The organism is Bacteroides salyersiae WAL 10018 = DSM 18765 = JCM 12988, assembly GCF_000381365.1.
Classification (GTDB): domain Bacteria; phylum Bacteroidota; class Bacteroidia; order Bacteroidales; family Bacteroidaceae; genus Bacteroides; species Bacteroides salyersiae.
On record NZ_KB905468.1, the window covers coordinates 167476 to 185098 of the forward strand.

At 43.8% G+C, this 17623-nt stretch carries 8 protein-coding genes and 1 pseudogene; 4 read left to right on the forward strand and 5 right to left on the reverse strand.

From position 1 onward, the window contains the following. The first annotated feature begins 143 nt into the window (after positions 1-143). The 3 genes from HMPREF1532_RS18585 (at position 144) to HMPREF1532_RS18595 (ending at position 3638) form a co-directional block, all read left to right on the forward strand. The gene (locus tag HMPREF1532_RS18585) at positions 144-1001 is read left to right on the forward strand and encodes a helix-turn-helix domain-containing protein (RefSeq protein WP_005933465.1); all 858 of its coding nucleotides are present in this window, start codon (positions 144-146) and stop codon (positions 999-1001) included. A 75-nt stretch (positions 1002-1076) separates the two neighbouring features. Beyond that, positions 1077-2153, forward strand: a complete 1077-nt coding sequence (aroC, locus tag HMPREF1532_RS18590; protein WP_005933466.1) for a chorismate synthase — start codon at positions 1077-1079, stop codon at positions 2151-2153. Positions 2154-2276: 123 nt separating this feature from the next. Continuing rightward, positions 2277-3638: a dipeptidase gene (locus tag HMPREF1532_RS18595; RefSeq protein ID WP_005933467.1), complete on the forward strand. Its 1362-nt coding sequence runs from the start codon at positions 2277-2279 to the stop codon at positions 3636-3638. 142 nt (positions 3639-3780) lie between these two features. On the opposite strand, the gene HMPREF1532_RS18600 is transcribed toward HMPREF1532_RS18595, so the two are convergent. The 3 genes and pseudogenes from HMPREF1532_RS18600 to HMPREF1532_RS18610 form a co-directional block, all read right to left on the reverse strand. Then, positions 3781-4836, reverse strand: coding sequence for a linear amide C-N hydrolase (locus tag HMPREF1532_RS18600; protein ID WP_005933468.1), 1056 nt, complete (start codon positions 4834-4836; stop codon positions 3781-3783). A gap of 175 nt (positions 4837-5011) precedes the next feature. After that, positions 5012-6985: a PorE family type IX secretion system protein gene (gene porE / locus HMPREF1532_RS18605; protein ID WP_005933469.1), complete on the reverse strand. Its 1974-nt coding sequence runs from the start codon at positions 6983-6985 to the stop codon at positions 5012-5014. Positions 6986-7407: 422 nt separating this feature from the next. Then, a pseudogene (locus tag HMPREF1532_RS18610) lies at positions 7408-9289 on the reverse strand (DNA topoisomerase 3); the annotation flags it as partial. Positions 9290-9850: 561 nt separating this feature from the next. On the opposite strand from HMPREF1532_RS18610, the gene HMPREF1532_RS18615 reads away from it, so the two are divergent. Further along, positions 9851-13210: an exo-alpha-sialidase gene (locus tag HMPREF1532_RS18615; protein ID WP_244266446.1), complete on the forward strand. Its 3360-nt coding sequence runs from the start codon at positions 9851-9853 to the stop codon at positions 13208-13210. Between the two features lie 253 nt (positions 13211-13463). Here the strand turns inward: HMPREF1532_RS18615 and scpA are convergent, their stop codons facing one another. Together scpA and mutA are read right to left on the reverse strand one after the other, a co-directional pair. Then, positions 13464-15611: a methylmalonyl-CoA mutase gene (gene scpA / locus HMPREF1532_RS18620; protein WP_005933475.1), complete on the reverse strand. Its 2148-nt coding sequence runs from the start codon at positions 15609-15611 to the stop codon at positions 13464-13466. Positions 15612-15654: 43 nt separating this feature from the next. Then, positions 15655-17553 (reverse strand): methylmalonyl-CoA mutase small subunit, encoded by a 1899-nt coding sequence (mutA, locus tag HMPREF1532_RS18625; RefSeq protein WP_005933476.1) that lies wholly within the window; start codon positions 17551-17553, stop codon positions 15655-15657. Positions 17554-17623: the final 70 nt, after the last annotated feature.

Genomic DNA, 17623 nt, shown 5'->3' on the forward strand with positions numbered 1-17623 from the left:
TTACTAAAGTATCCCTTCTTTTTTAAACTATAAATCATTAGTATATGGAAATATATCTTTCTTCTTTTATGTTCTATAACTCAAGTAATGTAGTCTATTTATAAAAATATACCTATATTTGTGCATCAATAAACCAAAAGATTATGGAACAAGAATTACCTAAAATAGACATAACAGAAGATTTTGTTATAGGTAGTAATGCCGATATTGATCTTAATATATTGAACTTATACACACGATATCCGTGTAGACTTAAGGCTGAAATATTTGTATTGTGCATGAATGGTAGCATTGAGGCAAGTATTAATTTGTCCGAGTATACCATAAAGAAGAATGATTTCGTAACCCTTTCACCAGGAAGTATCATCCAGATAAACAAAATAGAAGGAGATCTAAAACTTTATTTCATGGTATTTTCTTCTGAATTTATCAATGGGTTAAACAAAAACAAGTCTATTATCGACCTAATTTATATTACAAAGAGCCATCCGGTTTTGTCACTGCCTGAAGAGTTTGCCTCTATCTACGAAGAGTTTTTTTGGCTCATGATGAAAGTATATTATAAAAAACGGTCTCCTTACAATCCTGAAATTTTAAAATGCATGCTTCTTTCCATTCTATATAGGTTGAGTGATATGTATCATGAACAACCCATCCGAAGCGAAACAGGTTCAAGCAGAAGTGAGGAAATATGTAAAACATTTGGTCATCTGGTTATCCAGCATTATACTCAAGAACGAAATATTACATATTACGCAAAACAAATGAATATAACGCCTACTCACTTGAGTAACACTGTAAAACATGTTACAGGCAAGACTGTTATGGATATTATCTCGGAAGTTGTCATAGTAGATGCCAAAGCACAATTGAAATCGACTAACATACCGATACACGAAATTGCAGAATCTCTGAATTTCCCGAACGTATCTTTCTTTGGAAAATATTTCAAACGCCTGACAGGTATGAGTCCGCAACAATATCGGAACAGCGATAAATAAAAGTAAAGGTAATAACTTTAGTGTCGGATAAATTGTTATATTTGCAATATACAATTTCTTAAATCACACAACATCATGTTTAATTCATTTGGAAATATATTCAGGCTAACCAGTTTTGGAGAGTCACATGGAAAAGGTATCGGTGGAGTTATAGACGGTTTTCCGGCTGGTATCAGGATCGATGAAGAGTTCGTACAGAAGGAACTCGACCGTCGTCGTCCCGGACAATCGGTTATCACTACCTCGCGTAAAGAAGCGGACAAGGTGGAATTCCTGTCGGGTATCTTTGAAGGAAAATCGACCGGTTGCCCTATCGGCTTTATCGTATGGAACGAAAACCAGCATTCCAACGACTACAACAATCTGGAAAATGTATATCGCCCGTCACATGCGGACTATACTTATAAGGTGAAGTATGGCATCCGGGATCATCGCGGCGGAGGACGCTCATCGGCCCGTGAAACGATTTCACGCGTTGTAGCCGGTGCTTTGGCCAAATTAGCATTAAACCAATTAGGAATTCATATCACGGCTTATACATCACAAGTAGGCCCTATCAAGTTGGAAGGGAATTATACAGATTACGATCTGGACTTGATTGAGACCAATCCGGTACGTTGCCCGGATCCGGAAAAAGCAAAAGAGATGCAGGATCTTATCTATAAAATAAAAGGAGAAGGCGATACCATTGGCGGAGTACTGACTTGTGTTATCAAAGGATGCCCCATCGGACTGGGACAGCCGGTGTTCGGTAAGCTGCACGCGGCATTGGGTAATGCCATGCTGAGTATTAATGCAGCCAAAGCGTTTGAATATGGAGACGGTTTCAAAGGCTTAAAACAAAAAGGATCGGAACAAAACGATGTATTCTACAATCATAACGGACGCATCGAAACGCGTACTAACCACTCAGGAGGAATTCAGGGTGGTATAAGCAACGGACAAGATATTTTTTTCCGTGTCGCATTCAAACCGGTAGCTACTGTGCTTATGGAACAGGAAACCGTAAATATCGATGGTATCGACACCACTCTGAAAGCACGCGGACGCCATGATCCCTGCGTTTTACCACGTGCCGTTCCTATCGTGGAAGCAATGGCTGCCATGACAATACTCGATTATTACTTATTGGATAGAATGACACAAATTTAGGAGTTAGGAGCTGGTAGTTAGAATCTATGCAGCGTGTTGTTTGAAGACCAACTACTGACTACCAGCTACTAACTACTAACCACCAACTACCAATTCCAGCTACTAACTACTAACTACTAAAAAATGGCTTATATTAAAGATTATATTGCAGTAAACGAACCGAAGATGATGGAAGATTTGTTCAGCCTCATCCGTATCCCAAGTATCAGTGCACTACCGGAGCACCATGATGATATGCTGGCATGTGCACAACGTTGGACACAATTGTTACTGGAGGCGGGGGCTGATGAAGCTATCGTAATGCCTTCTCAAGGAAACCCGATCGTATTCGGACAAAAAATTGTAGACCCGAATGCAAAAACAGTGCTTGTATATGCCCACTATGATGTGATGCCGGCCGAACCTTTAGAATTGTGGAAAAGTAAACCGTTTGAGCCTGAAGTACGCGACGGACATATCTGGGCACGTGGCGCGGATGACGACAAAGGGCAGGCATTTATTCAAGTGAAAGCTTTTGAATATCTGGTCAAAAACGACTTATTAAGAAACAATGTGAAATTCATTTTCGAAGGGGAAGAAGAAATTGGTTCACCCAGTCTTGAAGCCTTCTGTGAAGAGCACAAAGAACTACTGAAAGCAGATATCATATTGGTATCGGATACCAGTATGCTGGGCGCCGACCTGCCCTCATTAACCACCGGCCTACGTGGACTGGCTTATTGGGAAATAGAGGTGACCGGACCAAACCGCGACCTTCATTCCGGACATTTTGGTGGTGCGGTAGCCAATCCTGTCAATGTGCTCTGTAGCATGATAAGCAAAGTGATAGATGCCGACGGTCGTATCACTGCCCCCGGTTTCTATGACGATGTGGAGGAAGTACCTCAAGCAGAACGGGAAATGATTGCACACATCCCATTCAATGAAGAGAAATATAAAGCTGCTATCGGGGTGAAAGAATTATTCGGTGAAAAAGGATACAGCACCCTCGAACGTAATAGCTGCCGTCCGTCATTCGATGTTTGCGGTATATGGGGAGGATATACGGGTGAAGGCTCCAAAACAGTTCTTCCTTCGAAAGCATTTGCCAAAGTATCCTGCCGGTTAGTTCCCCACCAGGATCATCATAAAATATCAGAACTGTTTGCAGATTACATCCGTTCCATTGCCCCGGAAACAGTACAAGTTAAAGTGACTCCGATGCATGGCGGACAAGGGTATGTATGTCCGATTTCCCTTCCGGCTTACCAAGCTGCTGAAAAGGGATTCGAAGTTGCATTCGGCAAGAAACCGTTAGCAGTACGCCGTGGAGGAAGCATTCCTATCATCTCTACTTTTGAACAGGTATTGGGAATCAAAACCGTATTAATGGGATTTGGTTTGGAATCAGATGCCATCCATTCTCCCAATGAAAATTTCTCATTGGATATCTTCCGAAAAGGAATCGAAGCGGTAGTAGAATTTTATAAGGAATACGGAAAATAGTGAGGAGTGAGGAGTTGGTAGTTAGGAGTAAGGAGTTAGAAGTTCCATGCGGCATATAGCGCAGCCTACTACTAACTACTAACTACTTACTACTAACTACTTACTACTTACTACCAACTCCTAACTACCAACTACTCCCTGTCTACGGAAGTCTGAACAGGAAATTAAAGCCTTTGCTTTCCTTAAAATCCTTATTCGCTTCACCGGCATAAATTTCGCCATTAGTCAGTGTTAACTTCTTCACACCAACTTTCGGACTAAAGTCTACCTTCTTTAAATCAATCCAAAAAAGATTGGGAGTCAATGTCGACTCAAAGTAATAGACCCGATCCTTTTGGTCGGAAACAGAGCGCCAACGGGTAGACGAGATATATGGCTTATCCGGAGTAGAAATACCGAATGGCACAGATACATTCCGCATTATGCTCAGTACACTGGGGACTGCTATTTTCGGATCGGCAGTCTGCGGTATGGCATGTACATAAAATGAAGCACGCACAAAACGGTCGCTCGAACGATTGGTACCGGGCAACATTTGCAGACCACCCACTTCCTTCCAATAATCATTCACAGCCAACTGAAGATCATAACGTGGTGAATTAGTCATCACTTGATATTGTTTACCTTCGTGAATAATCAGATTTCCGTCGATATACTCTAAAACAGCCGTATTACCCGTTTCATCGGTAATTGCCATGTGCAACGTTGAAGCCGCTCCATTGGGCAGATGAGGTGCATCGATACGGAAAGTTTCTTTTTTCAATTCTGCCACAGCCTCACTCACTGTAGCAAAATTATCAAGCACATATTGAGTCCAGATCCCGATTCCCATCACCGGACGTGCATCATTCGGACGCGTATAAATTGATTCCGGCAAGAAAAGCAGACTTGCTACGAGTCCTTTCTCATTCATTCCGTCACAAATACCGAGATCATAGGCAGAAGCAACAATACTTCCATATTTGGAAGTCCAGTTCACCACCTCTCCCTTATCATAACTGACCCGCTTTACACCACGTGGAAACAAATAAAGATTGGACATGATATCTTCTTTCCAATCCATTGTACGCCCGGTTATCACCATATTATCCGGTCCAAGATACACCGCACGTGTACATGCTTCGGACTTCTGTGCAAACATTAAAAATGCAGCAGCAAGCGCCATCAAGGCCGCCATTCCTTTTTTTGATTTCTTCATCACTTTACTATCTTTATTAAATCTTTAACCTGAGTCCGACATAACTCTTATCCCGCATGGCTTTCCCTCTTTCCGGAAAGGAGGAGAAACGATGCAGCATGATTCCTTATATCGAATTAACGTTATCTTTAATAAGAACAAATGGAAGGAAGAACAAGTTTTCGAAAAGATAGTTTTATTTATACAATCCGTAGGTGGTACGCAATACTTGGAACTCGGTACGGCGGTTAATCGCATTACATATTTCCTGCTGCTCCGGAGTAAGTGTCTTAATGAATTCCTCTGTCAGCACATTCCCCTCTTTCAAGAAAGGAGCTGTCTTCAGCACCGACTTATTCACAACTTTCGGTTTGCTCTCTCCGTATCCTTTTGCCGTAAGGCGATCTTCGGAAATACCTCCTTTAATCAAATAGCGAACAACCGATTCCGCACGTCTCTGCGAAAGACGCTCATTGTAAGCGTCATTTCCTTTATAGTCACAATGAGCAGCAAGCTCGATGGTTACATTCGGGTTATCGTTCAACAAAGCGATCAGTTCGTCAAGCGCAGTAGTCGATGCAGGGGTAAGGTCTGCCCGGTCGAATTCATAGAAAATATTCTCGATTAGCACCGGACGGGTAATGGAGGCCAATGGGAATTCAACCTCATAACTGCGGTCAACTTGGGCCGTATCCGTTACAAGTTCCTGTTTCCCGTTCAGATAACCACGGCAAGAGGCCAACATTACATAATGCTGTCCGGAATTGAGACGTTGAACGAATGACCCGTCTCTCTTCACATCTATTTTCAGATAAGTACCGTCGTCACCGACTATGGTTACCATAGCTTCCGGCAGGGCATCGCCTTCTTTATCATATACCCAGCCGGTAAGAGTATGATTCACTTCCGGCAATTCAAAGCTATAAATATGATCCCATCCGCGCGCATCTCCCCGGTTGGAAGAGAAAAAACCACGCTGCCGCCCCGGCTCATAAGTCATACCGAAATCATCTCCGGCAGAATTAATAGGCGAACGCATATTTTCCACTTTCCACCGCCCGGATACAGAGTCGAGCACTGCACAGAATATATCGAGCCCTCCCATACCGGGATGCCCGTTCGAAGAAAAGTATAACTCCCCCTTAGGGCCGAACGTAGGAAACATCTCGTCACCGGCCGTATTGATATCAGGCCCCAGATTATCCACATATCCGAAACCGTCCTTCACTACATTGATGCGCCACAAATCAAGTCCGCCGAATCCGCCGGGCATATCGGATACAAAATAAAGAAAATCTCCCGCCGGAGACATGGCAGGATGAGCCACTGAAGAAAGAGAATCATTCAGAATGGCACATTTAGTCGGTGTCCCCCAATTGGCTCCGGTACGTGCGGAAGCAAATATCTCGGCATACACAGGTGCCTCGGGCGATGTCCGGCAACGGGTAAAATACATGGTTTTACCATCCGCCGAGAAAGAACAGGCACCATCTTCAAACTCGCTGTTCACTTCCGACTCCAACGGTTCGGGCTTTTGCCAGTTTTTCTTCTCATCACGTTTGGAAGAGAATATATCGGCACTTTTCATACCGGTGATACCGTTCAGATCATTTCCTTTTGCCTCATTCCGGGTGGAAGTAAAATAGATGATATCCGTATCGTCTCCGGCATACATCGGGGAATAATCGCTGCGCCGGGAGAAGAAAACGGCTTCCCGTTTCACTATATGTCGTGTAGGGTGCTCCTTCCATTCCTGTGCCAAAGTGCAGGATTGCAGGCCATTCAACGCCAATGTATCATTAGGACGATATTGGAGATAGGTTTTATAGGAGGCAATAGCCGGTTTATACTCGCCATTCTTCCGCAAACTCTCTGCCAGATAGAAATGGGTTACCGAATCCGGATAGTGATAACGGATGGCATTCATGTAAGCCCCTTTGGCACGCACATTATAATTGATGAGACGATAACAGCCGGCCATCTTATAAGCGATCTCTCCACGCTGTTTCCGTTGCTTCGGGGGAGTGGCCGCATAGGCTTTCCGATAATATTTGGCTGCATCAAAGTATTCGCCGCGGGCATAACTTTGCTCGGCTCTCTTCAAACTGCGTCCTGCACCACAGGAAGCCAGCAGGAAAAGTAGAAGTATATAGATAAGTTTGCGGCACATAATCTTAGTATATAAACAGAAAAAAGAGAGGTTTATTGTAAACGGTTATCATCTTTTGCTATAACGATGTGATCATTCGGTATACCTGCCGGATGTTTTCCGTATTCGCTCCTTTCTTCAAAGCGTTTCACAATTAAGAGACGCATGTTTCACAATTATGAAACGATCGTCACACAGTTGCGAGACGCACGTCTCACATCCATGAAACGTGCAAAACTCCCAAGTAATTGTAAAGCTATCTCAATCGAATGCCCTTCTAAAAGTACACCCATTCTTCCATTCAGAACAACCATAAGCCGCCTTCCCCTTGATAATAGTGCCTTTACCGCACACCGGGCAAGGCTGACCGACCAAGAGATCCGTCTCACCGGTAACTGGCACTCCCTCCTTTCCGGATCCTTCAACTGCCTTTTCCGCACTCTTCTCTTCCTGCTTCTTTTCTTTTGGAGCAGCCGGTTTGCGGGTACGTTTTTTGGGCTCTTTCTTCGGCTTTTCTTCTGCTATTTGTGCCGCAGCTTCCTGTATGGTAATGCGACGGTTGGTATTATCAGACAATACACTTGTCACAATCTCCGAAACCATCTGTTTCAATTCTTCCAGAAACTGCCGGGCATCATAAGTTCTTTTTTCAATCTCACGCAATTTCTTCTCCCATATACCGGTCAATTCGGCAGATTTCAGGAGTTCCTCATGGATAAGTTGTATCAGTTCCACACCCGTAGGGGTAGCTATCAGATTCTTTTTCTCCTTACGGATATAGTTTCGCTTGAACAGGGTCTCGATAATGGCAGCGCGTGTTGACGGACGGCCAATACCATTTTCTTTCAAAGCATCGCGCAACTCATCGTTATCCACCAATTTACCGGCAGTCTCCATGGCACGAAGCAGGGTAGCTTCCGTATAGGGTTTCGGAGGTTGTGTCCACTTCTCATTCAAATCCGGCACATGCGGCCCGCTCTCTCCCTTCACGAAAACCGGCAATACCCGCTCTTCATCCCCCTCTTTCTCCTCAACCTGTTCTTTGGCAAAAACAACCCGCCAACCCGGTTCAAGAATCTGTTTACCGGTCACCTTAAACTCGATCTTATCCACTTCTCCCAATACAGTGGTAGTAGACACCTTGCAATCGGGATAGAATACCGCAATAAAACGGCGGGCAATCAAATCGAACACCCGGCGTTCCATATCCGTCAGATTCTGCGGATATACTCCGGTCGGAATAATAGCGTGGTGATCGGTCACTTTCGAACTGTCGAATACTTTTTTGGATTTTGGAAGCTTGGCACCGTCCAACGGTGCAGTCAAAACTTCATAATCCCTCAGCCCCTTCAGAATAGCCGGACACTTCGGATAAATATCATCACTAAGGAAAGTCGTATCGACACGCGGATAGGTAGTCACTTTCTTTTCATAAAGCGACTGGATCAGTTTCAGAGTCTCATCAGCGGAATAAGCAAACTTTTTATTGCATTCCACCTGTAGTGAAGTAAGGTCGAACAGACGGGGTGCATACTCCACCCCTTTCTTTGCCGAAACATCCGTCACCACAAAATCCGATTGTTTTACCGTTTCCAGAAACTCCAGTCCTTCCTCTTTGGAAGTGAATTTTCCTTTCGTCACCGAGAATGTAGTTTCACGATAGACCGTTTTCAATTCCCAATAAGGCTCCGGCTTGAAGTTTTCAATCTCCAACTGCCGGTTGACGATCAATGCCAGCGTAGGAGTCTGTACACGGCCGATAGAAAGAACTTGCTTGTTCTGCCCGTACTTAATAGTATACAAACGGGTAGCATTCATCCCCAACAACCAATCTCCCATTGCCCTGGAAAGCCCGGCTTCGTACAACGACTGGAAGTCCGATTGATCTTTCAACTTCGCAAAACCCTCTTTAATAGCTTCTTCTGTCAATGAAGAGATCCAGAGACGTTTCACCGGACAACGTGCTCCGGCCTTTTGCATCACCCAGCGTTGAATCAATTCCCCTTCCTGCCCGGCATCACCACAATTTATGATCTCATCAGCCTGTTGCATCAATCCTTCGATGATATGGAACTGCTTCTCATAAGTAGGATTCTCTATCAGTTTTATGCCAAAACGCGGAGGAATCATAGGGAGACTACCCAAGCTCCATGATTTCCATCCGGGGGTATATTCATGCGGTTCTTTCAAAGTGCAAAGATGGCCGAACGTCCAAGTCACTTGGTATCCGTTTCCTTCGATATACCCTTCTTTCCGGGTTCTGGCTCCTAAAATATCAGCAATATCACGTGCCACAGAGGGCTTTTCGGCAATACAAACTATCATTCTTTTGTTTTTAAAATCATGCAAAGTTAGCAAAAACAGGGAAAGTTACGAGAGGTATAGACATAAAAAAAGGAGCAACGCCTTGCTCCAACCTTTGTTAACCTTAAATCTAATACTATGAAAAACACATTGCAAATGTACGGCTTTTGAGGATATCTGCAAATAATCCAAGCAAAAAAGTATGTTTTACAACATTATTTAAGAGAAGCAGTAGAGTTTTTTACAATATATACCTCTGATTTTAACATCTGAAGCGTGGATAATGAAGCCTCTCCCCCAGCCCTCTCCGTGGGAGAGGGAGCTAAGTTGGTTTTGTAACTAATTAATAAACAAGAGTATCTGTACGCCCTCTCCCACGGAGAGGGTTGGGGAGAGGCTTCAATATCCCCTACACAAGTATTCAATAACAACATTCTACCTTTTTAATTTTATTCTTGTTTTAGTAACCCTCATCAATAAACTGTATTATAAATATCAACCCTATAAAATATAGAGAACGACTGTTACGTATGTCCAAGATGACCTATAGTCATTTATTTTATAACTTTAATATATAATATTATGAATTTAAAAAAACTGTTTACTATGGCAGCGCTTACAGCGTTATTGCCAGTAGTCCTGGCCAATAACCAGACTACAAGTAGTATTGCTACTAATTCTCAATCAACCACGGCAGAAAACAATGCCCCCAGCTCTTTTATTGAGTTTAATGGTTCCGATCAGTATATGATGATTCCTCATCATGCCGATTTCAACATAACGACTACTGAATCATTTACCGTTTCATGCTGGGTAAAACGAAATGTTTTAGAAGCAGATACCCGTTTCGTCGTGAAACGTGTAAAAAACAATGCCACCATCAAATCGGGATATGAATTATGGGGAAATGGCATAAGTAGTCAATTTTTCGCTGTGAATAGTCCCAATAATACAGGAGACCACAATAATTCCGTATCTGTCTATTCAAATATCCCCGGATATGCAGGTGAATGGCACCACATCGCTTTCGTCATTGATCGCACAGCAGGTATCATGTACGAATATCACAACGGTACAGCAGTTGCCAACAGCGGAATCAAGCCCATTGCTCCTTGGGAATGCACTAATACATATGACGTTCTTGTCGGAGCCGGATTCTCTGAAGAAGACACACCTAATTATTTCCTTAACGGTGCTATTGGCGGTTTGCATTTCTACAAACGGGCTCTTTCGGCAGAGGAAATCACTGCAGATGCAACGGCCGAAGTAGGCCCTGAGACAGACGGATTGGTGGCAGCCTATGATTTTCAGAATATTACAGGATTAAGAGTAACAGATATCAGCGGAAACGGACATACCGGCACATTAGTCGGCTTTACAACCGAACTTCCGGAAATCACCTCGGTAACCCTTGCCCAGAACAGCAAATTTACCGGACGTGGAAATCCATACGATCAGATCCTTAAAGCAACTGTAACAATGGGAGGAACAGACGCTACACAGGCATTACATTCTGTGAAAATGAATTTAAACGGAACGACCAATTTAGCAGATATCACGAAAATAAAAATCTATAAAACATCCGAAAACAAATTCGATGAACGCACAGCCCAAGATGCCATTTTATTAGGTGAATTTGTTCCCGCTGAAGGTGATATGACATGCGAATTTACAAATGCAACCATCCAATCCGGTACAAGCTATTTGTGGATATGCGCTGAAATATCGGAAACAGCAAACGAAGGTTCAAAAATCGATGCAGAACTGCATGAAATAACCACTGAAAGCCAAGCTTTCGAAATCGAAAATCCCGCTCCAACCGGAAGTCGTGAAATATTGCTGAAACGCCGCCTGGTATTTGCCCCGGGTGATTATGATTCAAAGAACTGGCGTATACCGGCATTACTTCAACTTTCAGACGGCACATTATTAGCAACTACCGACAAACGCAAATATAACGAAACAGACCTTCCGGAAGACATTGACATCGTTTCGCGTTATAGTACCGACGGTGGTCTCACTTGGAGTGAACCTGTAACCATTGCTGAAGGTAAAGGATATAAAAAAGGATACGGTGATGCAGTCATCGTTGAGGCAGCCAACGGCGATGTAGTGTGCGGATTCGTTGGTGGAAACGGACTTTGGGCCTCTTCCGCATCCGACCCTCAATGGTCGTATATCACTATCAGTCATGATAAAGGACGTACTTGGGAAGAGCCTAAAAACGTTACAGATCTGTTATGGGGAAGCAATTGTGATAATGCAGAACGCAAAGCCTTTACCCACTCTTTCTTCGGTTCCGGAAACGGTTTACGTCTGACTCGCGGAGAACACGCAGGACGCATCATGTTTGTTGCAGCAATGGGCTCCGGAAACCAGTTACACAATTATGCCGTTTATTCAGACGACAATGGTGCTACCTGGACAGTATCAGAACGTGCATTCAGCAATGGAGATGAAGCGAAAGTGGTAGAACTCAATGATGGCCGTGTATTAATGAGCGTTCGTCAAAGCGGTTACCGTGGTTACAGCATCTCTACAGACGGTGGAGAAACCTGGGGAGCCCAATCAAACTGGAACGAAATCAATACCAATGCCTGCAACGGTGATATCATCCGCTATACAGCAACAGATCAAGGCTTCAATAAAGACCGTCTGTTACATTCCATTCCTAATTCTTCTTCACGCCAGAACGTAAGTATATTTATCAGTTATGATGAAGGGGAAACATGGCCGACAGTAAAATCCATATGCCCATACAACTCTGTATATTCATCTCTCACCATCCTTCCCGACGGTACAATCGGAGCATATGTAGAAGAAAATCCGGAAGGAGCCTGCTCACTCTATTTTATGAATTTCTCTCTGGAATGGCTGACTGATGGCCAAGATGTATACACTCCTGCCGGTGAAATTCTGGAACAGGTAGAAACTCCTGTTTTCGATCCGGCCGGTACGCGTTTGGAAGAGGGAGAAACATCTGAAGTTACAATCACATGCAGCACTCCGGATGCCGTAATCTATTATACATTGGACGGAACAATGCCTAATGCCCAGTCGGAAGTCTATACAGAACCGATTTTAGTATCTTCGGCAGTCACCATCAAAGCAATAGCTATCAAAGAAGGTATGACCAACAGTAAAGTTGCAACAGCAGAATTCACATATCCTGCCTATTGTACTCCGGATTATGAATCAAACCACACCCGCTATCTGACCTCTATATCTGTTACCGATGGTACCAATGAATTTACAAGCAGTCAGATTCAGACTGCAAAAACTCCCCGTCCGGTATACGTTGACAAAACAGATGAAATAATCTCCACTAAAGCCGGTGCAACGCTAAATCCGAGTACGGTATGGAACTTTGAATGGATGCATGCTTATGTATATGTAGATTATAATAAAGATAAAGAGTTCGACATCACCCTCAACGCAGACGGTAATAATGAAGGGGAATTAGTATCATATACATTCTATTCAGAAGACGGAGGTGCTGATGGTACAAATAGTTTAGGAGACCAGAAAAAAAATAATGTTGGAGCCAATGGTGCTCTCCCACGTTTCATTCTGCCGGAAAATCTTTCAGCAGGCGACTATCGCATCCGTTTCAAAATTGACTGGAACAGCCTTGCTCCTTGTGGAAGTGTCATTTCCGGAAACCATATTGCAAGCAATGGAGGAGCTATTGTCGATTTCACCCTTAGAATTGAGTCGGGAGATGTTGCCGTTAAAGACGTACAAGACGCTCCGAAAACAACATTTACCGGTGTAACCGGAGGTATTATGGTTCAAGGACAAGATTGTACAGCCAACATATACGATGGACAAGGCCGTCTAATTATAAAGAAAGCAGTTGCAAATGGATCGTTTGTTTCCCTTTCTGCCGGCTTCTACATTGTCCGTAATGGAAAAGACAATGCAAAAGTAATTGTAAAGTAATAGAAATAGGATTCTCAAAACGAGAACAATAGCCTATATTTGACCTACAAATTACAGACTGTAATCAGAATTTCCCCTTACTCTTATCCTTAAAACGTCCAAAGGATAAAGTAAGGGGATTTCTACTATATGAATCAGAAGTGATCTCACTGGAAATCGGAATCAAAGAAGTAACCCGCATAAGAAAACAAAAAAATAGGAGCAGGATATCCCACAATCCCACTCCTACCCTATCTACATTAAGATATATCTTTTATTCCTCATCCATCAAGATTTCCAGAATCTGACAAGCCGCCTTTGCAACCGGAGTACCCGGACCAAAGATAGCAGCCACACCCGCTTTATAAAGGAAATCGTAATCCTGAGCCGGAATAACACCACCGGCAATCACTACAATATCTTCACGTCCTAACTTCTTCAATTCTTCAATGATCTGTGGAACCAGCGTTTTGTGTCCGGCAGCCAGCGAAGAAACACCTACTACATGAACGTCATTCTCAACGGCTTCACGAGCAGCTTCGGCCGGAGTCTGGAACAACGGTCCCATATCCACATCGAAGCCACAGTCGGCATAACCGGTTGCTACCACTTTGGCACCACGGTCGTGACCGTCCTGTCCCATTTTCGCAATCATGATACGAGGTTGACGTCCCTCTTTCTTTGCAAACTTCTCGGTGAGTTCACAAGCACGTTTGAAGTCGCTATCGTTTTTACTTTCTGATGAATACACGCCTGATATAGTTCTGATTACTGCTTTATAACGTCCTACAATCTTCTCGCAAGCATAAGAGATTTCTCCTAATGTGGCACGTACACGGGCGGCTTCTACAGCCAACTCGAGCAGGTTACCTTCTTTCGTTTCCACACACTTGGTAATAGCGGCAAGCGCTTTGTCAACCTCTTCTTGATTCCGGCCCTCTTTCAACCGTTTCAAGTTCTCAATCTGCTCAATACGAACGGCTGTATTATCGATCTCTAAAATATCGATCGGTGCTTCTTTTTCCAGACGATACTTGTTCACACCCACAATCGTTTGCGAACCGGAGTCGATACGGGCTTGCGTACGGGCAGCCGCTTCTTCGATACGCATCTTAGGAATACCGGTTTCGATAGCCTTTGCCATCCCACCCAACTTTTCAATCTCCTGAATATGTTCCCAAGCACTGTGAGCCAGTTCATTCGTCAGATTCTCCACATAATAAGAACCTCCCCAAGGGTCAACGTTCTTACAAACATACGTCTCTTCCTGAATATAAATCTGAGTATTACGGGCAATACGTGCCGAAAAATCTGTCGGCAAAGCGATGGCCTCGTCAAGCGCATTCGTATGCAATGATTGAGTATGTCCCAATGCGGCAGCCATTGCTTCGATACAAGTACGTCCCACATTATTGAACGGATCCTGTTCTGTCAGCGACCAGCCTGATGTCTGAGAGTGAGTACGCAATGCCAATGACTTCGGATTTTTCGGATTGAACTGTTTCACGATCTTGGCCCATAGCATACGGGCAGCGCGCATCTTGGCTATTTCCATAAAATGATTGGTACCGATAGCCCAGAAGAAAGAGAGACGCGGGGCAAAAGCGTCGATGTCGATTCCGGCAGCCACACCCGCACGAAGATATTCCAAACCGTCGGCTAAAGTATAGGCTAACTCGATATCGGCCGTAGCACCGGCTTCCTGCATATGATAACCGGAAATAGATATAGAGTTGAACTTTGGCATCTTCCGTGAAGTATACTCAAAAATATCAGAGATAATCTTCATAGAGAATGCAGGCGGATAAATATAAGTATTACGCACCATGAACTCTTTCAGAATGTCATTCTGAATAGTCCCTGCCATTTCTTCCAGTTTGGCTCCCTGTTCGAGCCCCGCATTGATATAGAAAGCAAGCACCGGAAGTACAGCGCCGTTCATTGTCATGGATACCGACATCTTATTCAAAGGAATGCCATCGAACAGCACTTTCATATTTTCAAGCGAACAGATGGACACACCGGCTTTACCAACATCGCCTACTACCCGTTCGTGATCGGGGTCGTAGCCACGGTGAGTAGCCAAGTCGAATGCAACAGACAAACCTTTCTGCCCGGAAGCCAAGTTACGACGATAGAAAGCATTCGACTCCTCGGCAGTAGAAAATCCGGCATACTGACGGATTGTCCAGGGACGCAACGTATACATCACCGAATACGGACCGCGCAGATAAGGAGGAATACCGGCCGCATAGTCCAGATGTTCCATTCCTTCCAGATCTTCTTTTGTATAAACAGGCTTCACGCAGATATGTTCCGGAGTCTTCCAATTAGCTTCGATTCCGTTTGCCTTTTGCCATTCAGCACCATTAGCGGGCTGAAATGCTGCGTATATATCTAAATTTTTGAAATCTTTTCTCATGTTGTTTATTTACGATTTAGCGATTTACGATTCAGGACTGAAATCACTTTAGTAATTTGGCATTAAACTCCTTTAAAGTATCAAGTACATTGACACGTACGTGAATGAAATTCTCGATACCGGCTGCTTTCAATTCGTCCATACAGGCAGGAGCACCGGCAACTATAAACATTGCACGGCCATTCACCGCTTCAAATGCAGGAACAGCGTATTCGGCATATTCATCGTCGCTGGAGCAAAGTACCACGATGTCAGCCTTGGCTGCCATTGCTGCCTCCACACCTTCTTCTACGGTTTTAAAACCTAAATTATCGATTACTTCATATCCGGCACAAGCCAAGAAGTTACATGAATACTGTGCACGTGCCTGACGCATAGCTAAATTACCGATTGTCAACATGAACGCTTTCGGACGCTTACCGGATGCTTCAGTTTCAAGACGTAATGCTTCGAATTCGCTGGCAGCACGGTCAAAGTTCAAAGTAGCGACCTCTTTTTCACATGTATTGTGTCCACCACAACAACATTTTGCCTCCACCGGTTTTTTGTCGCCCGCTTTCTCATTAAAGTTCGGAAACTGGTTGGTACCTAACAATATTTCACGGCGCTGGGCTACTGCTTTGTGACGGGCTTTGTTGCTTTCGTTTACAGCAGCCTGCACTGTACCGGCTTTCAGGGCAGCGTAGAAACCGCCTTCTTCTTCAACAGCCAAGAAAAGCTCCCACGCTTGTTTTGCGATAGATACTGTCAGGTTTTCAATATAATATGAACCGGCAGCCGGATCCACCACTTTGTCGAAATGTGATTCTTCTTTCAGCAATAACTGCTGGTTACGAGCCAGACGTTCAGAGAATTCATCCGGTGTTTCATAAGTCTTATCAAACGGTACTACGGTCATCGAATCAACGCCTCCCAAAGCGGCACTCATAGCCTCGGTTTGTGTACGCAATAAATTAACATGGGCATCAAACAGGGTCAGATTAAAAGTGGAAGTCTCCGCATGGATTCTCATCTTCGCAGCACAACGGCATTCTCCGTTCGGACCTTTATTTTCACAGTCACGCAGACATTCAGGATGGTAGGATGCTACGATATTTGCCCACAACATGCGTGCTGCACGGAATTTTGCAATTTCAAGGAAATAGTTGGAACTGATACCGAAATTAAATTTTATCTTCTTCGCTACCAAGGCGGCAGGCAATCCGGCTTCAGTCAGTTGGTTCATGTATTCATTACCCCAGGCAAGCGCATAACCCAATTCCTGGGAAATATAAGCACCTGCATTATTCAATGAAAGCGCATTTACATTCAATACCCGGTAGAAAGGCAGTGGCTGGATCGCTTCGAGCAATGCTTTTGCTGTCTGAATCATGTCTCCTTTTTCCTTTCCACGAGACAACATCTTATTAAAATAATCAAAGTTGATAGAACCCTGCAGCTTCTTCACATCATAATCTTTCTTCTGGAAATAAGCTACCAGAAGATTTGCCAGTTCTACTACATGACCTTGACAGGTAGAGAAATTGAGTTCTATACACTCCGCACAGATATCATTCAGCAAAGTTTCGATATACTCCGCGTTGAGTTCTTTCGCTTTCACATGGAAAGAAAGAGAATCGATTCCCTTATTCAATATATCCAATGCTTTGGCATTTGCCTCTTGCGGACATTCCACCTTAATTTCCTGACGAACGAACCATTCGTTATTGTCCTTTTTGGTTCCTCTCAGGTAGGGAAATTCTCCGGGAAGCGCATCGGTTGTTTTCAGTCCTTCAAGGTCTTCCATCCGATAGAAAGGTTTTACCTTGAATCCTTCGTTTGTCTTCCAAACGAGTTTCTTCTCAAAATCAGCGCCCTTGAGGTCGGCTGTCACTTTCTCCATCCACTGTTCTGTAGATACCGGAGAAAAATCCGAGAAGAGTTTTTCTTTACTGTCTGCCATAGTTTATTATAAATTTAAAATAAGATTAGTATTATCTTTATCTTAATGAATCTTTCCAAGTGTTGCTTTT